Below are 19463 nucleotides of genomic sequence, written 5' to 3' on the forward strand. Positions count from 1 at the left end.
GGGGGCATACAAGAACACTAACCAAAACAGTCCGCTGTTGAGTTCTCAAAGAACACACCCACACCATCACCCACAACCACTCACGGCCGTGCAGCTCCGGGGAGCATTTCCTCTGTTCGCTTTCGTGTGCCGGTAACTCTAGCAGGCGCTCTTTTCGGGGTTTCAGGGGGGTACCCCTCGCTGATCTCTCCGAAGATCAAGCCTTGCTTGAGTTATCAACACGCCCGGTTTCCTCATCGGCTACCTGGCGACCGCTTTACGTTACCCGGTGCGCTCCGCGGTGTCAAACCGCGCGCCCCGGTCGGTCTGCGCTCCGCGGAGATCGTATCCGTTCTCCGGGGCGCTCCCGCTGCCGTCCTCGCCAGGACTTCGCGTCCTGGTCCGTCCGGCTTTCCGTGCGGCGAGGAGAAAGTTACGCACACGCTGCGTCAAAGTCAAATCGCCTGGTCAGCCGCTTGACCTCGCTCGGACAGCGGATCGCGGCTACTTGTGCTTCGGGCGCAGCCAGAGCTTCACGGTGCTCGCCGAACCGGCCGCGCTGATCGCTTCCAGCAGGTCAGAGGCCCCGACCGGGCGGGTTCGGCCGACCGGGACCAGCTCGTAGCCCCAGGTGCCGAACTCGCGGAGCGCGGCCGCCGGATCGTCACCCAGCTGGCTGATCGCGTCCGGTGTGAAGGAGCACACGATCGATGGGCGGTCCCGGCGGAGCAGGCGGACCAGGCCGCCGAGCACCCGGTGCACCCGCCCACCCACGTCGACGTGCACCACGGACAGCTTCAGGTCCTGCAGGGCCGCGTGGCCCTCCAGCTCCCGGTCCAGGCGGATGCCGCGCACGGATGCTTCCGCACCGTCCTCCGCCGGTTGCACCGACAAGCCCCCGGCCAGCGATACCTCGGAGGTCATGTCGCACGGGGCGTCCCAGGCCGCGCCTTCCAGGAGGACCATGCGGTGACCCCAGGCTGCGGGGACGTTGACCTCGACGTTGCGCTTGAGCAGCTCCGCGCTGCGGGGACAGGGCTCCACCGCGACCACCGCCCCGCTGTTGCCGAGGCGGCTCAGCACCCGGACCGTCTGGTAGCCGACGTAGGCACCGATGTCGAGGAAGATCCCGTCCGGCTCCAGCAGGGAGTCGATCAGCGCGGAGACGTCGGAGTCCCAGGTCGGGTGGGAGGACAGCCAGGGGAGCATGAAGCTGTCGTCGGCTGGCAGGCGGAGCAGGCCCGCGTCGCAGAGGACCGGTGTTGTCGTGCCGTCCCCGGCTCCGGTGTTGCGCTCGTGCTCGCGCAGCAGGATGCGCTGCAGGACGTCGGTGCGCTGCAACGCGTTCGCCGCGTCGGCGGAGGCCGCGCGCACGGACGTTTCGACGTTCTGGTCCGGGGTTTGGCGCTTCTCCAGCGCATCCATCCGGTCGAGGATCCGCTCGACCGCACCGGTCAGGCTGTCCAGGCGCTCCGCGAGGGCGTCCACGCGGTGGTCGTCGACCGAGCCGCTTTCGAGCTCGCGCAGTCGGCGGTGCTGTTCGGCCAGGTCGGCGCGGGCGCGGACCACTCCGTCCTCGGTGCCCATGAGCTGGGCGCCGAGCTGGTCCTGGCGTTGGGCGAGCTGGGCGAGCTGGGCGCGCATCGCCTCCACGTCGCCGTCGCCGTCCGCCTCGTACTGGCGGCGCAGGAGTTCCGATGCGGTCTGCTCGACGCCGTCGACCAGCGAGCGCATGACGTCGCGGATGTGCTCGTCGTAGTGGCTGAGCGCTTTGAGCACCGCCTTGCGCAGGGCCGGGGCCATCGCGTTGCGGCTGCTCACGCCCGTGTCGGGCGCGCGGTGCAGCGCGTGGCGGGCCACCAGCAGCGGGCGCAGCGGGTCGTCGAACTGGCCGTGGCGGTCGGTCGACCACTTCGTCCGCCAGTTCCGGTAGGCGTGCTCGACCCGTTCGCGCAGGCGAGCACCAGCTCGGGCCACGGTGTGCGTGGCGAGCAGGTTGTCGCGCGCCGCGACGCCGAAGGCGGCGGTCGCGTCCGCGTCGTCGGCGGCCTCGCGGAGCAGTTCCGCCGCCGCGTCGATGTCGGGTTCGCCCGGGCCCTGGCAGGGCACGAGGCGGGCTGCTTCCGCGCCGAAGATCTCGGCGACCGCGCCGTGGTCCCCGGCGATCACCGGGATGCCGTGCGCGGCGACCTCGAGCAGCCGCAGGACGTGGTCGTCGGTCGCGCCGCCGCGGTGCAGCGAGGTGAAGCAGTCGGCGGCGGACAGCAGGGTCCGGAGGTCGGGCTCGTCCTCGATGAGCTGGATGCGCGGGTCGGCCGCGGTGGCCAGGCGCAGGCGCTCGGCGGCTTCGGGGAACTCACCGGCACCGACGACGCCGATCAGCAGGCGCACGTCGTTGCGCTCCGGGAACGCGGTGAGGAACGCGCTGACCGCGCCCAAGGCGTTGTCCGCGCGCTCGGTGGCGTGATCGGCGCAGGTGGTGATCACGAACTCGTCGGACAGCCCGAGGCGGGCGCGAGCGCCCTTCCGCGTCGGCAGGTCCACCAGCTCGCGCTCGGGCGCGGGCAGCGTGACCACCCGGGTCTTCGCGCCGCTGCGGCGGGCCACCGCGCGGCTGCTCTCGGAGAGCACCCAGGTCTCGGCGACGTCGTCGGAACCGACCGCGCCGGTGTGCACGTCGATCACGTACCTGCCAGCCGGGACCGGCAGGTCCGGGGCGCAGCGCAGGACGACCGGGTAGTAGGCGGTGTCCGCGGACGGCAGGCCCGAGGCGCGGACCGCGTCGCGCACCAGTTCGGCCAGCGGGCCGTCGCCCAGGACCGCCACCCCGAGCTGGTCCACCAGGGCCGCGCGGTTGTCGATGCGGCGGTGCACCGCCTCGGCCGGGACGCGACCGCTGGCCACGCCGACCCCGACGCACCACTCGTGGAAGGCCTCCGCGTCCGCGCCGAACGGGTCCGGGTAGTCGCGGCGCAGGACCGGGTCGTCCGCCCACACCGCCGCAGTCCAGCGGGAACCGCCCGCAGCCCGCTGCTGGTCGTCGGCCGGGGCGCAGGCCCACGACAGGAACTCCGGCAGGGCGTCCGGTTCGAACGGGCTCGGCGGGGCTTGGCCGTCGAGCCACGCCGCGAGGTACTCGCCGCGCAGGGTGGTCGGGAGCACGACGCCGTCCGGCAGGGCGTCGAACGGGTGCGGCTCCTCGCGGGTGTACCCCGCCTCCACCAGCGCGTTCCGGTAACCGGCGCACAGCCCGGCGAGCGTCTGGTGCTCGGACAGCAGGACGCGCGGGCGGTCGGCGTAGGCGGTGGACAGCAGCCATGGACGCTGCGGTTGGAAGCCGTCGAAGTGCACGCTGCGCAGCAGCGCGCCGTCCACGGTGTGGCTGCCGTCGGCAGTGGTCGCGAGCTCGCGCTGCGCGGCGTTCCACACCGAGAGGCCGACGCCGGGATCGCGGATCACCTTGTGGTCCACGAGCGCCGGGGCGTCGTCGAGCACCGGGGTGGCCATCGTCGGGTCGCTGCGCAGCTGCTCCACCCAGGTCTCGAGCAGCTGCTCGGCACCGGGGCGGACCGCGAACACGCTCGGGTCGAAGGTGCCGGACTCGGCGAGGTCGGCCGGGCTGGGGCGCAGGCCGTCCACCGCGAGCGGGCGGAGCACGCGCGGCACCAGGGCGACCGGGCGGTCCGGGGTCAGGCCGGTCAGCAGGTCGTCGAAGCGGCCGAAGACCTGCACCGACGGCTCGAAGTACAACGTGGTGTGACCGGTCTTGAGCAGGTGCTGCAGGAAGCGCGGGCGCAGCACGTTGCGCAGCTGCTCCGCGGTGCACCCGGTGGCCAGCCGGGCGAACTCCTGCGGGTCGATGCCGATGTCGGCGACCGACAGGGCGTCCGCCTCCACCTGTCCCGGCCGGTCCACCAGCAGGAGCGCGAACCGCGCGCTCGGGTGGTGGCGGCGGAAGGTGTCCCGCAGGACCCTGGCGGCCGGGAGCTGGTCCGGGCAGGCCAGGGTGCACCCGAGCAGGGTGCCCGACACCGGCTCCTCCGGCGTCTCCGCCGGCCACTCCGGCTCGAACAGCTCCGCCGACTGCTCCAGCACACCGGACTGCAGGGAGGACTCCTCGGAGCTCCCGGAGCTGATCGGGTCGTGCTTCGCCTGCGAATCAGTCACGGGCGCAACCTATCGCTATCCGAGCACCGACCAGAAGCCCAACCCCACCAGCCCCAGCAGCTGTGACGAACTCGGTCCGCGCACCCTCATCGGGAGCGCGATGACCACGGCCGATCCCGACCGTTCCTCACCGCTTCCGACGCGCCCCGGCGTGTCGTGCTCGACAACCGATTCGTTGTCTTTGAAGCGGCGCCAGCCGCTTAGCCCACCCTCGCAACCGGCACCGCCGCGGCCTCTGAGGTTCCGCCACCCGCACCGCAGAACGAGCCTGGAACACCTTCGATCAGAGCATCGGCATGAGGGTTCGGAGCTCGTACGGGGTGACGTGGCTCCGGTAGGAGTTCCACTCCTCGCGCTTGTTGCGCAGGAAGAAGTCGAAGACGTGCTCGCCGAGGGTTTCGGCGACCAGCTCGGAGGACTCCAGCTCGCCCAGCGCCTCGTTGAGGTTCTGCGGCAGGTTGGCGTAACCGGCTGCCTTGCGCTCGCGCTCGGTCAGGCTCCAGACGTCGTCCTCGGTGGCGGGCGGCAGCTCGTAGCCCTTGTCCACCCCGCGCAGGCCCGCCGCGAGGATCACCGCGTAGGCCAGGTACGGGTTGCAGGCCGAGTCCAGGTTGCGGACCTCGACGCGGCGGGAGGACGCCTTGCCCGGCGAGTACATCGGCACCCGGACCAGGGCGGACCGGTTCGCGTGGCCCCAGCACACCGCGGTCGGGGCCTCGCCGCCGACCACCAGGCGCTTGTAGGAGTTGACCCACTGGTTGGTCACCGCGCTGATCTCGCGGGCGTGGTGCAGGATCCCGGCCACGAACGCGCGGCCGATGTCGGAGAGCTCGAACGGGTTCTCCGGGTGGTAGAAGGCGTTCTGGTCGCCCTCGAAGAGGCTGAAGTGGGTGTGCATGCCGGAGCCGGGCTGCGCGCTGAACGGCTTCGGCATGAAGGAGGCGCGCACGCCCTGGGTGATCGCGACCTCCTTGACCACGTAGCGGAAGGTCATCACGTTGTCGGCCATGGTCAGCGCGTCGGCGTAGCGCAGGTCGATCTCCTGCTGGCCGGGCGCGCCCTCGTGGTGGCTGAACTCCACCGAGATGCCCATCGCCTCCAGCGTCTCGATGGCGTTGCGCCGGAAGTGCGGGGCGGTGTCGTGGCTGGACTGGTCGAAGTAACCGCCGGAGTCCGCCGGGACCGGTTCGGAACCGTCGTCGGGCAGGTTCTTGAGCAGGAAGAACTCGATCTCGGGGTGCACGTAGCAGGTGAAGCCCGACTCGGTGGCGCGGGCCAGGGTGCGGCGCAGCACGTGGCGCGGGTCCGACCAGCACGGCGAGCCGTCCGGCATGTGGATGTCGCAGAACATCCGGGCCGAGTAGTGCTCCCCGTCCGGGGTCTCCCAGGGCAGCACCTGGAAGGTGGCCGGGTCCGGCTTGGCGACCATGTCCGACTCGTAGATCCGGGCGAACCCCTCGATCGCCGAGCCGTCGAACCCGATGCCCTCGGCGAAGGCGCCTTCCAGCTCGGCCGGCGAGATCGCCACCGACTTGAGCATGCCGAGGACGTCGGTGAACCACAGCCGCACGAAGCGGATGTCACGTTCCTCCAAGGTGCGGAGCACGAACTCCTGCTGGCGGTTCATGCACGCAGCCTAAGAGTTCCGGCGCCGAATCGCGTAACTGGTCCGTGAACCCGGGACTACCCGAACCCGATGAGCGCGATCATCGGCGGCAGGACGAGCGCGATCAGCACCGCACCGGCCACGTCGAAGACCGCGCCGGAGCGGATCATCTTGGTGATCGGCACCGCTCCCGAGCCGTAGACCACCGCGTTCTGCGGGGTCGAGACCGGCAGCATGAACCCGAAGGAGGCCGCGAAGGTGGCCGCCAGGGCGGGCACGAACGGGTTGACCCCGGCCGCGACCGCGATCGGGATGACGATCGGCACCACCACGGCCGCGGCGGCGGTGTTCGAGGTCGTCTCGGAGATCAGCACCGCCAGCGCGATGGCGAAGACGGTGATCGCGATGACGCTGGAGAAGCCCAGCGCAGCGGCCGCGCCCCGGCCGATGGTCTGGGCGAGCTCGGTCTCGGCGAGCAGCGAGCCGAAGATGATGCCGGTGCCGAACAGCACCACCGTGCCCCAGTCGATGCGGCTGGCCTCGGTCCAGGTGAGCGTGAAGCGGCGCCGGGACCAGTCGGTGGGCAGCAGGAACAGCAGCGACGCCCCGAGCACCGCGACGATGCCCTCGTCGAGCCGGTCGCTGATCAGGTCGTAGGCCGGCGAGTCGTTGCCCGCGACCAGCGCGACCACGCCCGGCGTCACCCACAGCACGACGGTGGTGGCGAAAGCGATCAGGGTGTTCTTCTCCGCCCGCGAGAGCTTGCCGAGCTTGGCGCGCTCGGCTGCGACGTAGTCCTCGACGCCGGAGAGCTTGTTGATCTCGGGCCGGTTGAGCAGCAGCAGGACCCCGGCCAGCACGACGAACATCAGCAGGCAGACCGGCGCGGCCATGGCCATCCACTGCAGGAAGGAGATGCGCTGGCCGGTGGCCTCCTCGATCAGGCCGCGGCCGATCAGGTTCGGCGGCGAGCCGATCGGGGTGAGCAGGCCGCCGACGCTGGCGCCGTAGGCGAGCATCAGCATCAGCGCGACGCCGACACGCAGCCGCAGCGGGTCGAACGGGGCGCCCTCGGGCAGCTGCTTGCGGACCAGCTCGGCGATGACGGCGAGGATGCCGACCGCCGTGGGCAGCAGCATCGCGACGGTCGCGGTGTTGGAGACCACCGCGGACAGCAGGCAGGTGATCACGCCGAAGGCGATGATCACCCGCGCGGCGCTGCGGCCGACCCCGGGCAGCGACAGGATGGTGAACGCGAAGCGCCTGGCCAGGCCGTGCCGCAGCATCGCCTGGGCGAGGATGAACGCCCCGATGAAGGTGAACACGGTGGAGGACCCGAACGGTGCGAGCACGTCGTCGGGCGGCAGGACGCCGAGGACGACGATCGCGCCGACGCCGATGAGCCCGCCGACCGGGATCGGCACCGGTTCGCAGACCCACAGCACGATGACGCCGAGGAGCACGGCGGCGAGCTTGTGCTGGGCCGGTTCGAGCTGGGTGGGGAGCAGCAGGAAGAGGACGGCCAGCGCCGGGGCCAGGAACAGCCCGGCGGTGCGGCGAGCCCGCTCGAACCGCTCTTCGGCCGGGGAGAGGACCTGCTCGCCCAGTCCCCGGTACGTGCTGCCGGACAGCAGCACCGACGTCACGCTCTGCTCGTTGCTCTCGCGCCCACCGTCCCCTTTGTCCACTCCCAGACGATAGGCGCGGTGTGATTCAGTTCACCATCGTCCGTTCGGCCGCCGTGGCGGTGGTGCGAGCGGCGGAAGGCGCCTCCCGCGCGGGGAGGCGCCTTCCGGTCACTTCGACTCGCAGCGGGCCCCGTTCGCGGGGACGGTCAGGTCGACCAGGTACTTCGTGCCCGCGTCGTCGACGCAGGTGATGCCCTGCAGGAAGACCGTGTGCTGGGTGCCCTCGTAGGTGAGCAGCTTGCCGTGCAGCGCCTCGGCCAGCTTGACGCCCGCGTCGTAGGGCGTTGCCGGGTCGCCGGTCGTCGAGATCACCAGCGTCGGGGGCAGCGCACCCACCTCGGGGTCGGTCGGCTCGCCGGTGACCGGGACCGGCCAGAAGGCGCACATGTCGCGCGCCGCGCTCGGCGGGTTGCCGTCGTCGAGGAACGGTGCCGCCTCGCGGTAGCGGCGGTCGGCCTCGCGGCGCTGCTGCGGGTCCAGGACGCGCTGGTCGTCGACGCAGTGCACGGCGTCGAAGGCGTCGGTGGTGTTGGAGTAGCGACCGCTCTGGTCGCGGCTGAAGTAGCTGTCCGCGAGCGCCAGCAGGGTCCGGCCGCTGCCCTGGCGCAGCTCGGCGAGCCCGCTGTCCAGCTGGCTCCAGAGGCTGGGCGCGTAGAGCGCCTGGATGGCCCCCATCGAGGCGTCCGTGTAGGACAGCTCGCGGCCGTCGCCGGCGCGCGCCGGGTTCTCGACCAGCGGGCGGGTGATCTGCTGGAACTGCGCGACCGCGGCCTTCGGGTCGTGGCCCAGCGAGCACTGCTGGCGGGCCGCGCACCAGACCGCGAAGTCGTCGAAGGCGCGCTGGAACCCCGCGCCCTGGGCCACCAGCTGGTCGATGGCCGACTGGCCGGGGTCGATCGCGCCGTCGAGCACCATCGCCCGCACGTTGCCCGGGAACTGCTCGGCGTACTCCGCGCCGATCCGGGTGCCGTAGGAGTAGCCGAGGTAGTTGAGCTTCTCGTCGCCGAGCGCCGAGCGGAGCACGTCCATGTCGCGGACGACGTCGCGGGTGCCGACGTTGGCCAGCAGCTGGGTGCCGGTGCGCTCGGCGCACTTGGCCGCGTAGTCGCGCTCCTCCCGCTCGGTCTGCGCGACCCCGCTCGGCGAGGTGTCCGCGTCGGAGTCCAGCCGCTTGGCGTCGCGCTCCTGGTCGGTCAGGCAGCGCACCGCCGGTTCGGAGGCGCCGATGCCGCGCGGGTCGAAGCCGATCAGGTCGAACCGCTCCCCCAGCTCGGAGTTGCGCAGCGACCCGGCCAGGCTCGCCGCCGTGCTCATCCCGGACGCACCGGGACCACCCGGGTTGAGCTGCAGCGAACCGATCTTCTGCTGCTGGTCGGCGGCCGGGCTGCGGAGCACGCCGATGGTGATCACCTGGCCCTGCGGGGCGGCGTAGTCCAGCGGGACCTCCAGGCGCGCGCACTCGAGGCCCGGGTTGGCGTAGGAGGCGCGATCGCTCTCGGTCCTGGCGTAGGGCGCGCACGGCCCCCAGGCCAAGGCCTGCCCGTAGTACCGCTCCAGGCCCGGCGGGACGGGTCCGACCGGCCCCTTCTGATCGGTGTGCGGCTGCAGCGGCGGAGGAGCCTGGGTCGGCATGCTGCACGCGGCGGCGCTCAGCACGGCGAGCGCGGAAAGCACGGTCAGTAGGCGGTTCACCACTGGATCGTGACATGCACGAGCAGGTGTGAGTCGCGCCGGGCGGGACGACACCGCCCGGTCGGGTGCGCGAAGATGGGGTCATGCCCCAGTTGCGCATCGCACTCGCACAGGTCAACGCATGCGTCGGCGACATCGCCGGGAACAGCTCGATGGTCCTGGAGTGGACCCGCCGCGCGGTGCAGGAGGGCGCCCACCTGGTGGCGTTCCCGGAGATGGTGCTGTCCGGCTACCCGGTCGAGGACCTCGCGCTGCGCAAGTCGTTCGCCGCGGCGAACCTCGCCGAGGTCGAGCAGCTCGCCCGCCGGTTGCAGGACGCCGGTTGCGGCGACGCGCTGGTGGTCGTCGGGCACCTCGGCCGCGACGACCAGGGGCCGCGCAACTCCGCGTCGCTGCTGCACGGCGGCGAGGTCGTGGCGACCTACCACAAGCACCACCTGCCGAACTACGGCGTGTTCGACGAGGCCCGCTACTTCGCGCCCGGCTTCGACCTGCCGATCGTGCGGTTCCACGGGCTCGACGTCGGCGTGGTGATCTGCGAGGACATCTGGCAGAACGGCGGTCCGGTGGCCGCGCTGGGCCAGGTCGGGGTGGACCTGGTGGTCTGCCTCAACGGCTCGCCCTACGAGCGCGCCAAGGACGACGTCCGCACCCCGCTGGTGGTGCGGCGGGCCGCGGAGGCCGGTGCGCCGATGGCCTACGTCAACCTGGTCGGCGCGCAGGACGAACTGGTCTTCGACGGCGATTCGATGATCGCCGCGGCGGACGGCGAGATCACCGCGCGGGCACCGCAGTTCGCCGAGCACCTCCTGCTGCAGGACCTGGACCTGACCGCGGGCGGGCACACCTCGACCACGGTGTCCAGCGAGCCCGGCCCGATGCGGATGCCCGCCTTCGACGTGCAGCGGATCGTGCTGGAGCCGAAGCCGCTGCCGAGCTACGAGCCGCTGCCGCCCGCTCCCCCGGCCGAACCGCTGGACGACGAGGCCGAGGTGTGGGGCGCGCTGGTCACCGGGCTGCGGGACTACGTGCACAAGAACGGCTTCCGCTCGGTGACCTTCGGCTTCTCCGGCGGCATCGACTCGGCGGTGGTCGCGGCGCTGGCCGCCGACGCGCTCGGCGCGGACGCGGTGCACGGCGTCTCGATGCCGTCGAGCTACTCCTCCGAGCACTCGCGGTCCGACGCCGCCGAGCTGGCCGAGCGCATCGGGTGCCACTTCGAGGTGCAGCCGATCGCCGACATGGTCGAGGTGTACGTGCGGCAGCTGGAGCTGACCGGGCTGGCCGAGGAGAACGTGCAGGCGCGCGCCCGCGGGATGCTGCTGATGGCGCTGTCCAACCAGCGCGGGCACCTGGTGCTGGCGACCGGGAACAAGACCGAGCTGGCGGTGGGCTACTCGACCATCTACGGCGACGCGGTGGGCGCCTTCGCGCCGATCAAGGACGTGCCGAAGACGCTGGTGTGGAAGCTGGCGAAGTGGCGCAACGCGGACGCGGAGAAGCGCGGCGAGGTGCCGCCGATCCCGGAGAACTCGATCACCAAGCCGCCGTCGGCGGAGCTGCGGCCGGGGCAGGTGGACCAGGACTCGCTGCCCGAGTACGACGTGCTGGACGTGGTGCTGGACGGCTACGTGGAGGGCGACCGGAGCTACGCGGACCTGGTCGCCGAGGGCTTCGACGCCGAGCTGGTCGAGCGGGTGCTGCAGCTGGTGGACCGGGCCGAGTACAAGCGGCGGCAGTACCCGCCGGGGACCAAGATCACGTTCAAGGCGTTCGGCCGGGACCGGCGGCTGCCGCTGACCAACCGCTGGCGCGAGATCGCGCCGTGACGACGTCAGTCGTCCAGGTGCGGGTCCACGTCGGGCGAACGCGCAGTTTCAGTTGAAACCGCGGTTCCCACCCACGGCGGATCGCAGTTTCAGTTGAAACTGCGGACCGTCGGCGCGTCGGGGTCCGGACATGCCGACGTGCGTCGGGTGGCTCCGCGATTTCAATGGAAGTCGGACGTGCGATTTCCATTGAAATCGCGGCCGTCCGGGGTCGTGGCGACCTAAGGAGGAAGATCCGGTGTGGGCCGTGCACGCGCTGTGCACTGTGGACGGTCGGCTGGTGCTGTGGGCCGAGGACTCCGAGCTCCCCGCCCGGGTTCCCGGGCGCGCGCCGAGCGGTCCGCTGGCGCACCCGTTCGCGGTTCCGGGTGAGGCGCTGCGCGATGCGCTGGCCGGGGAGCCGGTCAAGGTCGACCCGGTGCGGGTTCAGCTGCCGTCCTACGCCTCCGCTCCGGTCCCGTCGCCGGAGCTGGTCCGGGACCCGCTGACCGCCGGGCCCGCGCCGCGCGGGAAGCTGCGGCTGCGGGAGTGGCTGGTGCCCGCCGTGTCGTGCAGCCCGGCTTCGGTGGTCGAGCTGCTGGACGAGGACGTGCCCGGCTGCCGGTCGGGGGCTTCGGCGCGGTTCCTGCGCGGCCTCGCCGAGTGGGCGGAGCAGCTCGTGTCGGGTGGGCGGGTGCTGCCCGCGCTGGTCGACGCGGACGAGTGGCCGACCGCGCGCTGGCGACCGGCCCTGTCCAGCACGGATTCGGCGCACTTCGTGGCCCTGCGCGACGCGATGCCACCGGCGTTCCGCTGCGAGCGCGGCGATGCCCCCGCCGAGGTCCTGCGCACCGCGCTGGACGTGCTGGTCGACGGCATCGCGCGCAGCCGGGTCGCCGATCTCGAGCTGACCCGCGGGCGGACCGCGGCGGCCGCGTGGCTGCGGGCGCTGACCGGGGAACCGCGGTTCGACAGCGCGGAGGGGCAGGTCCGCAAGCTCGCGCGGCAGCTGGACAGCTGGCGCGCCAGCGGGGGTCGGCAGAGCCCGGTGCGGACCTGCTTCCGGTTGCACGCGCCCGAGGACGACGAGGACTGGCGCCTGGAGTTCCTGCTGCAGGCCGTGGACGACCCGAGCGTGCTGGTGTCGGCCGAGGAGGTGTGGCGGGCGGACAGCAGGGTCCTGCAGCGCTGGGTCGACGAGCCGGAGGAGCTGCTGCTCACCGACCTCGGCGCGGCCAGCCGGATCTTCCCGGTGCTGGACCGGGCGCTGCGCGTGCCGCACCCGAGCGAGCTGCTGCTGGACGCCGACGGCGCGTACGAGTTCCTGACCAGCGCGACGCTGCTGGACCAGGCGGGGTTCGGCGTGCTGCTGCCGTCCTGGTGGGGGCGCACCGAGGAGCTCGGCCTGAAGCTGACCGCGACCAGCACCGGCACCGCTGGCGCGGTGGCCAAGGAGTCCGGCGTCGGGCTGGCCGACCTGGTCGACTACCGCTGGGACCTGGCGCTCGGCAACGAGCAGCTGACCGAGGCGGAGCTGGACGAGCTGGCCGCCGCGAAGGTCCCGCTGGTGCGGCTGCGCGGCCGGTGGGTCCGGATCGACCGCAAGCGCCTGGCGGCCGGGCTGGCGTTCCTGGAGCGGTCCGGGTCCGGGCAGATGACCGCGGGCGAGGTGCTGCTGCAGGCCGGGCTCCCGGCGGAGGACGCCGAACGGCCGATGCCGGTCGTGCAGGTCAGCGGGCGCGGGTGGGTCGGCGACCTGCTGTCCGGCCAGCTCGAGCAGCACCTGGAGCCGGTGGAGCCGCCCGAGGGCTTCAACGCGACCTTGCGCCCGTACCAGCGGCGCGGTCTGGCCTGGCTGGCGTTCCTGGACCGCCTCGGGCTCGGGGCGTGCCTCGCCGACGACATGGGCCTGGGCAAGACCGTGCAGCTGCTGGCGCTGGAGGCCCTGGTGCGCGCCGGGGGATCGCGCGGGCCGACGCTGCTGGTCTGCCCGATGTCGCTGGTCGGCAACTGGCAGCGGGAGGCCGCGCGGTTCGCGCCGTCGCTGAAGGTGCACGTCCACCACGGCTCCGACCGGCTCACCGGCGAGGACCTGCTGGAGGAGGCAGGCGGGCACGACCTGGTCATCACCACCTACCCGCTGGCCGCGCGGGATTCGGCCGTGCTGCGGGAGATCCGCTGGGACCGGGTGGTGCTCGACGAGGCGCAGAACATCAAGAACAGCAACTCCCGGCAGGCCCGGGCGGTGCGCGGGCTGTCCGCGCGGCAGCGGATCGCGCTGACCGGCACCCCGGTGGAGAACCGGCTCGCCGAGCTCTGGTCCATCATGGACTTCGCCAACCCCGGCGTGCTCGGCTCGCTGAGCACCTTCCGGGCGCGGTTCGCGGTGCCGATCGAGCGCGACGGCGACACCGGGGCGGCCGCGCGGCTGCGGCGCGTCACCGGACCCTTCGTGCTGCGGCGGGTGAAGACCGATCCGGCGATCATCAGCGATCTGCCGGACAAGATCGAGATGAAGCAGCTGTGCAACCTCACCGCCGAGCAGGCCTCGCTGTACCAGGCGGTGGTGGACGACATGCTGGCGCGCATCGACGAGAGCGAGGGCATGGAGCGGCGCGGCCTGGTGCTGGCGACGATGTCCAAGCTCAAGCAGGTGTGCAACCACCCGGCGCAGCTGCTCGGCGACGGCTCCCCGCTGCCCGGCCGGTCCGGGAAGCTGGCGCGGCTGGAGGAGATCCTCGAATCGGTGCTGGCCGACGGCGACAAGGCGCTGTGCTTCACCCAGTTCGCGGGCTTCGCCGGGATGCTGGTGCCGCACCTGGCCGCCCGGTTCGACACCGAGGTGCTGCTCCTGCACGGCGGCACGCCGAAGAAGGCCCGCGACGAGATGGTCCGCCGGTTCCAGGAGTCCGACGGCCCGGCGATCTTCCTGCTGTCGCTCAAAGCCGGTGGCACCGGGTTGACGCTGACCGCCGCCAACCACGTCGTGCACCTGGACCGCTGGTGGAACCCGGCGGTCGAGGACCAGGCCACCGACCGGGCGTTCCGCATCGGGCAGCGCCGGGACGTGCAGGTCCGCAAGCTGACCTGCATCGGCACCCTGGAGGAGAAGATCGACCGGATGATGGCGGACAAGAAGGCGCTCGCGCAGCTGGTGGTCGGTTCCGGGGAGAACTGGCTGACCGAGCTGTCCACCAGCCAGCTGCGCGAGCTGGTGGCGCTGGAAGCGGAGGCCGTCGGTGAGTGAGTGGCGCGGATTCCCCCGCCCCGGCAAGCCGATCCGCGTCGAGGGCGGCATCAAGGCGCGCAGCAAGCGCGGCGAGATCGCGCAGACCTGGTGGTCGCGGCGGTTCATCGAGGTGCTGGAGTCGTTCGGCATGGGCGGGCGGCTGCAGCGCGGCAAGAACTACGCGCGAGCCGGGCAGGTGCTGAACCTGACGCTGTCCACGAGCGTGGTGGTCGGCCTGGTGCAGGGTTCCCGGCCCGAGCCGTACCGGGCGCGCATCGGCATCAAGGCGTTCTCGTCGGCGGAGTGGGAGCAGGTCGAGCGGGCGCTGGCCGGGCAGGCGCTGTACGCGGCGAAGCTGCTGGCCGGGGAGATGCCCACCGACGTCGAGGAGGTCTTCGCCGAGCTCGGCCTGGAGCTGTTCCCGACGACGATGCGCGAGCTGACCATGGACTGCTCGTGCCCGGACTGGGAGATCCCGTGCAAGCACCTGGCGGCGACCTGCTACCTGCTGGCGGAGTCCTTCGACGCGGACCCGTTCCAGATCCTCGCCTGGCGCGGCCGATCCCGCGAAGAGCTCCTGGACCGCCTGCGCGCGCTCCGCGGCACGACCGGCCCGGCCACCCAGGAGCCCGCCGACGCTGAAACGCTGGCGGACCGCCTGGACACCTTCTGGACCGCACCGGAACTCCCGGCGCCACCGGCCGCCCCGCAGAGCACCGCTCCGGACGCGCTCCTCGACGAACTCGCCCCGCTCGACGTGCACGTCGGCGGTGTGCCGGCGGTCGACCTCCTCCGCCCCGCCTACCGGGCGATGTCCGCGCGGGAGCGGTGAGAACGGGCTCGGGAGGCGTTCCTGCCGGTAGGCTCCCCCTGCGGAAGATTGCGGTGGGCGAGGCTGTCCTGGTCACCGGGGCTTCGTCCGGGCTGGGACTGGCCACCTCGACATCGCTGGCGCGCGGGTCGGCCGGTGGTGCTCGGATGCCGCAGCGCTGACCGTGACGCCGCCGCTGCCGCCGCGATTCGCGAGGACGTTCCGGGCGCGGCCGTGGCCGTGCTCGAGGTGGACGTGGCCGATCTGTCCTCGGTGCGGAACGCGGTGCGCGCGTTGGACGGGCAGCCGCTGGGCGCGCTGGTGTGCAACGCCGGGGTCCAGATCACCCGTGGTGCACAGCGGTCCCACCGATGGGTACGAGCGACCTTCGCCACCAACCACCTCGGCCACTTCGCCCTGATCCGCGCGCTGCTCGGGCAGCTGGTCGAGCCCGCTCGCATCGCGCTCGTGTCCAGCGGTACGCACCTCGGGCCGTTGCGGTCGTTCGAGGTTCCCGCTCCTCGCTGGGAGGATCCCCGCGCACTCGCCGATCCCGCTCTGTCGTCGCTGGGCGGCTCGGGCCGCGACGGGCCCGTTCGCTACTCGACCTCGAAGCTGGCGAACATCTACACCGCTTACGAACTGGCGCGCAGGGGTGCGCGATCGGCGGATCGCGGTCAACGCCTTCGATCCGGGGCCGATGCCGGAGACCGGGCTGGCGCGCGATTACCCCGCGGCGATTCGGCGTCTCCACGCGCGAACCGGCCCGCTGCTGGTGCGTGCGGTTCCCGGCATCCGGCCGGTCGATCAAGCCGCAGCCGCCCTGACCTCGCTGATCACCGCCCCGTCGTCGGCCGGGTCAGTGGCGGGTACTTCGCGGGCCGCGAGCTGAGCCGGAGCTCAGCGGAGTGCTACGACGAGACGCACGCCCAAGAGCTCTGGGAAGTCTCGGACGAACTGGTCTCCTGACGAGCGCGGTTCTCAGCTGTCCGACGGGGTCTGGTGAACGGTGCGGCGCATTTCGTACCAGTTCTCGCCGACGGGTTCACCCGCCATGTTCCAGCTCCAGGAGGTGGTCGGGGTGATGCGCAGGTACACCCCCGGCCCGATCATCCCGACCCGCTCGATCGGCCCCTCCGCCTCGCCGTAGACGCGGATCCCCCGCGCGACGAAGGGGTCGAAGGACACCAGGTCGTCGAAGACCAGGGCGACCTTGGGGTTTCCGTCCCGGACGTTGCGGAACTTCCGGGTGTTGGCGACCGAGGCACCGCTCCCGCCGACCCAGAAGTAGATCCCGTCGAACTCGCAGGCGAGCGGCACCACATCGGGCTGCCCGTCGGCGGCGACGGTGGAGAACCGGACGATCGGCTGCGACCGCAGGTAAGCGATCTCCTCGTCGGTGAAGGACATGAACGACTCCTTCGCGCTGCTCGCGGCCAGCCTCCCATCACCCCGGTCCACCGGCCAGCGCGCACCAGCCTTGACCTTGTCGCAGCGTCAACGCTTCTACTGACGACATGCGAATCGGTGAGATCACCGCGCTGGTCGGCGTGTCCACGCGGACCGTGCGCCACTACCACCACCAGGGCCTGCTGCCCGAACCGGAGCGCCGGGCCAACGGCTACCGCCGTTACGGCCTGCGCGACGCGATCCAGCTGGCGCGGGGTTCGCCCGCCGGGTCGCAGCGGGCCGGGGTGGGAGTTCTGCCAACGGGAACACCCAGATCGCCGCGTTCACCCACCGCCGAACACCGCGCAATCGGAAGCAAGTGCGTGAACTGGTGCTACGGCCTTCGGTGCTGGTCCGTGAACAGCGCCTTCTGGCCATGCTCGACGAGCACGGGCAGCTGCCCCGTACAGGTGTCAGACGGCGGTGACCTTGCGCAGGTCCTCGACGGCCGACAGGATGTGCGACTCGAGATCGTGCCCGTCCTCGTCGGCGAGCCACTGGGCGAATCCGAACCGGAATGCGGCTACTCCGGCTGCAGCGGCGAGAGCGGCTTGCGGCTCGGATGCCCCTCTGTCGCGCAGCGCCTGCGTCATCGCCGCGCTCAACTTCGCGACCTTGGCCAGCTCGCGTTCCTGCAAGTCGGGGTGCGCATCGATCGCGCCCTGACGGCTCCGGGCCAGGGCGCGCCGCTCGTCGAACCACGCGGTGGTCGCGCCGAATGCGCTGATGATGGCCTCGAGCGGCGCCAGGTCCGGCGGCGCTGCGATCAGGGCGTCGACGACCATGCCGATGAAGCGTTCCTGACCGGCGAAGAGCACTTCTCGCTTGTCGGCGAAGTACCGGAAGAAGGTGCGCTCGGTGAGTCCCGCGGACGCGGCGATCTCGGCGACGGTGGTCCGGTCGTAGCCCTGGTCGGCGATCAGCTCCAGCGCGGCGCGCTGCAAGCGCCCTTCAGCGTCCGGCTGCCAACGACCCATTCCCGCAGTTTAGTGATGACAGTCGTTGACATGAAACGCACCGCCATGACAGTGTCTGACATCATTCCTCTGGAAGGGGTTCCCATGCGCGTCTTCGTCACCGGCGCGTCGGGCTGGGTCGGCTCCGCCGTCGTCCCCGAGCTCGTCGCCGCTGGGCACCAGGTCATCGGCCTCGCCCGCTCGGAGGCATCGGCGGCCGCCGTCACGGCTGCGGGTGCCACGCCGATCCGCGGCACCGTCGACGATTTCCACGTGCTGCGCGACGCAGCTGCAGCGTCCGACGCCGTGATCCACCTCGCCTTTCCTGTCGACCTCGCCCGCGCCGGGCGGATGCACGACGCCGTCGCCTCCGACGTGGCCACGATCCAGGCCCTGGGCCAGGCACTCCCCACCGGCGGCGCCATCGCAATCGCCACCGGCACTGCCGGACTCGCGCGGAACGGCGTCCCCGCCACAGAGCGAGATCGTCCCGCGGCGGACGCCCTGATCGCCGCGCGACAGCCCTCGGACGACGCTGCGCTCGCCCTCGCCGAGCGGGGTCTGCGCCCCTCGGTGCTGCGGCTGGCACCGGTCAACCACGGCGAGGGCGACAACGGGTTCCTCCCCGCCCTCATCGGGACCGCCCGCGAGAAGGGCTTCTCGGGCTACCCCGGCGACGGGTCGGCACGCTGGTCAGCGGTGCACGTCCGGGACACCGCCCGGCTCTTCCGCCTGGCGATCGAGACCGGGGCGACCGGGTACCTGCACGCGGTGGCCGAGGAGGGCATCCCGCTGCGCGAGATCGCCCAGGCCATCGGTCGCCACCTCGATCTCCCGGTGCGTCCGGTGCCGATGGATCGGGTCGACGAGCACTTCGGGTTCCTCGGGATGTTCCTCAAGTCCGACACCCCGGTCTCCAGCGCCCACACCCGAGAGGTCATCGACTGGGTCCCCACCTGGCCGGGTCTGTTCGAGGAAATCGAGGAGGGCCACTACTTCGCCCCGAACGCGATCAGCAACGGCCTCTGACGCCGGATTCCGCGCGAAGACGATGTCGCGCCCGCGGGTGCCGGCGATTTCGTGCGAGGTCACCAGCCCCCCCGGAGGACGTCGAAGGTGCCCTCGTCACCGGCTTTCGTCGATGGCGGGCATCGGGGTGCCTGTGGGGTGCCAGGTTTCGAGGAAGGGTTGTTGGCGGGTGAGGTCCACCAGTTCCACTCGGGCTCCGATGGAGTCCACCCGGTGGTAGGCGAAGGCCCTGCCGTACGGGCAGCCGGAGAAGTCCTCGGGGAGGCCCAGGGATTCCAGGCGGCGGGTGCCCGCTTCGAGGTCCGTCGTCCAGTAGCCGAGGTGGTCGAAGCGGGCTCCCGCCGAGGCGTCCCAGGGGCTGCCCGGTGGGCCTTCGATCAGCTCGATGAACGGGGCTCCGCCCGCGGTGAAGACGATGCGGTACTGCCAGTCGCCGAGGGTGCTGGTCTGCGGCTCGTGCCACTCGGCACCGGACGCGTTCTCGAGGTCGCGCATCGCTCGCTCGAGGTCGGGCACCGCGAAGCACACGTGGTAGAAGGACGTCACCGAGATCCAATCAGCGGGGGTTCGACCGGCCGCGGGAGGGAGGTACCCCCAGAACCCTCCCTCCCGCGGTCCCACGCGCTCCCCGCTCATTAGACGTCGGGGTCGGCGTTTGGTTGCAGCCTCCTTTTCACCGTTTTTCCCACCGCCGAGAACGCTGGTCAGAGGCGTTCCAGGAGGCGGACGACGACCTCGTCGCCGGGCTGCTTGCCCAGCTTCTCCCGGATCGCCGCCCTCACCGGGAGCTTGTGCGTGCCGTCGCCCAGGGCCATGAAGGAGCTCTGGAACGGTTCGCCGTCGATCGTGCCGCGCACCTTCACCAGACCGCGGGTGCCGAAGTACTCCGCCGATCGCGGCCAGACCACGTAGGTCCAACCGCCCGGCTTGGGGCTCTTCCGCAGCTCGGCGGTGAACGTCTCATCCATGGCAGCCTCCTCAGCGCTGCACGGGTAGACCCGCGGGCGCGGCAGAACTAATCGGTGTCAGCCGAGCACGCCGCGGCCCAC

The 19463-nt window shown here is 71.6% G+C and carries 13 protein-coding genes and 1 pseudogene; 6 read left to right on the plus strand and 8 right to left on the minus strand.

What is annotated here, in order from left to right; all coding sequences use genetic code 11:
- Positions 1–483 precede the first annotated feature (483 nt).
- The 4 genes from F1721_RS30705 to F1721_RS30720 all read right to left on the minus strand — a co-directional run bounded on the left by F1721_RS30705 (position 484) and on the right by F1721_RS30720 (position 9072).
- Positions 484–4146: an FkbM family methyltransferase gene (locus F1721_RS30705; RefSeq protein WP_150070336.1), complete on the minus strand. Its 3663-nt coding sequence runs from the start codon at positions 4144–4146 to the stop codon at positions 484–486.
- Between the two features lie 283 nt (positions 4147–4429).
- Complete coding sequence (locus F1721_RS30710) at positions 4430–5773, minus strand: glutamine synthetase family protein (protein WP_150070337.1); 1344 nt, start codon at positions 5771–5773, stop codon at positions 4430–4432.
- A gap of 56 nt (positions 5774–5829) precedes the next feature.
- Positions 5830–7440, minus strand: coding sequence for an SLC13 family permease (locus tag F1721_RS30715; protein ID WP_150070338.1), 1611 nt, complete (start codon positions 7438–7440; stop codon positions 5830–5832).
- Positions 7441–7548: 108 nt separating this feature from the next.
- Positions 7549–9072: an alpha/beta hydrolase gene (locus F1721_RS30720; RefSeq protein ID WP_150070459.1), complete on the minus strand. Its 1524-nt coding sequence runs from the start codon at positions 9070–9072 to the stop codon at positions 7549–7551.
- A gap of 143 nt (positions 9073–9215) precedes the next feature.
- On the opposite strand from F1721_RS30720, the gene F1721_RS30725 reads away from it, so the two are divergent.
- The 4 genes from F1721_RS30725 (at position 9216) to F1721_RS30740 (ending at position 15949) form a co-directional block, all read left to right on the plus strand.
- The gene (locus F1721_RS30725) at positions 9216–10961 is read left to right on the plus strand and encodes an NAD+ synthase (RefSeq protein WP_150070339.1); all 1746 of its coding nucleotides are present in this window, start codon (positions 9216–9218) and stop codon (positions 10959–10961) included.
- 238 nt (positions 10962–11199) lie between these two features.
- Positions 11200–14187, plus strand: a complete 2988-nt coding sequence (locus F1721_RS30730) for a DEAD/DEAH box helicase (protein ID WP_150070340.1) — start codon at positions 11200–11202, stop codon at positions 14185–14187.
- Positions 14180–15001 carry an SWIM zinc finger family protein gene (locus tag F1721_RS30735; RefSeq protein ID WP_150070341.1) on the plus strand — a complete coding sequence of 274 codons (822 nt, stop codon included), beginning with the start codon at positions 14180–14182 and terminating at the stop codon, positions 14999–15001. Before F1721_RS30730 ends, F1721_RS30735 begins: the two co-directional genes overlap by 8 nt.
- A gap of 138 nt (positions 15002–15139) precedes the next feature.
- On the plus strand, positions 15140–15949 hold the full coding sequence (locus F1721_RS30740; protein ID WP_246155417.1) for an SDR family NAD(P)-dependent oxidoreductase: 810 nt from the start codon (positions 15140–15142) through the stop codon (positions 15947–15949).
- Positions 15950–15961: 12 nt separating this feature from the next.
- Here F1721_RS30740 and F1721_RS30745 read toward each other — a convergent pair whose 3' ends face one another.
- Positions 15962–16390: a PPOX class F420-dependent oxidoreductase gene (locus tag F1721_RS30745; protein ID WP_150070342.1), complete on the minus strand. Its 429-nt coding sequence runs from the start codon at positions 16388–16390 to the stop codon at positions 15962–15964.
- A gap of 107 nt (positions 16391–16497) precedes the next feature.
- On the opposite strand from F1721_RS30745, the pseudogene F1721_RS35455 reads away from it, so the two are divergent.
- A pseudogene (locus F1721_RS35455) lies at positions 16498–16614 on the plus strand (MerR family DNA-binding transcriptional regulator); the annotation flags it as partial.
- 228 nt (positions 16615–16842) lie between these two features.
- Here F1721_RS35455 and F1721_RS30755 read toward each other — a convergent pair.
- A complete protein-coding gene (locus tag F1721_RS30755) occupies positions 16843–17373 on the minus strand; it encodes a TetR/AcrR family transcriptional regulator (RefSeq protein ID WP_246155418.1) in 531 nt (176 codons plus the stop codon).
- Between the two features lie 117 nt (positions 17374–17490).
- Here F1721_RS30755 and F1721_RS30760 point away from each other — a divergent pair, with 117 nt between their 5' ends.
- Positions 17491–18414, plus strand: a complete 924-nt coding sequence (locus tag F1721_RS30760) for an SDR family oxidoreductase (RefSeq protein WP_150070461.1) — start codon at positions 17491–17493, stop codon at positions 18412–18414.
- 96 nt (positions 18415–18510) lie between these two features.
- Here F1721_RS30760 and F1721_RS30765 read toward each other — a convergent pair whose 3' ends face one another.
- Both F1721_RS30765 and F1721_RS30770 read right to left on the minus strand, forming a co-directional pair.
- A complete protein-coding gene (locus tag F1721_RS30765) occupies positions 18511–18960 on the minus strand; it encodes a VOC family protein (RefSeq protein ID WP_150070343.1) in 450 nt (149 codons plus the stop codon).
- Between the two features lie 158 nt (positions 18961–19118).
- On the minus strand, positions 19119–19382 hold the full coding sequence (locus F1721_RS30770; protein ID WP_150070344.1) for a DUF1905 domain-containing protein: 264 nt from the start codon (positions 19380–19382) through the stop codon (positions 19119–19121).
- Between the last annotated feature and the right edge of the window lie 81 nt (positions 19383–19463).

This window comes from Saccharopolyspora hirsuta (genome assembly GCF_008630535.1).
Lineage (GTDB): Bacteria > Actinomycetota > Actinomycetes > Mycobacteriales > Pseudonocardiaceae > Saccharopolyspora > Saccharopolyspora hirsuta.

What these genes read in the sequence shown, in the direction of transcription:
- F1721_RS30745 (WP_150070342.1), bottom strand. Translation starts at nt 16,390, where the DNA reads ATGTCCTTCACCGACGAGGAGATCGCTTACCTGCGGTCGCAGCCGATC.
- F1721_RS30760 (WP_150070461.1), top strand. Translation starts at nt 17,491, where the DNA reads ATGCGCGTCTTCGTCACCGGCGCGTCGGGCTGGGTCGGCTCCGCCGTC.
- F1721_RS30720 (WP_150070459.1), bottom strand. Translation starts at nt 9,072, where the DNA reads ATGCCGACCCAGGCTCCTCCGCCGCTGCAGCCGCACACCGATCAGAAG.
- F1721_RS30770 (WP_150070344.1), bottom strand. Translation starts at nt 19,382, where the DNA reads ATGGATGAGACGTTCACCGCCGAGCTGCGGAAGAGCCCCAAGCCGGGC.
- F1721_RS30710 (WP_150070337.1), bottom strand. Translation starts at nt 5,773, where the DNA reads ATGAACCGCCAGCAGGAGTTCGTGCTCCGCACCTTGGAGGAACGTGAC.
- F1721_RS30725 (WP_150070339.1), top strand. Translation starts at nt 9,216, where the DNA reads ATGCCCCAGTTGCGCATCGCACTCGCACAGGTCAACGCATGCGTCGGC.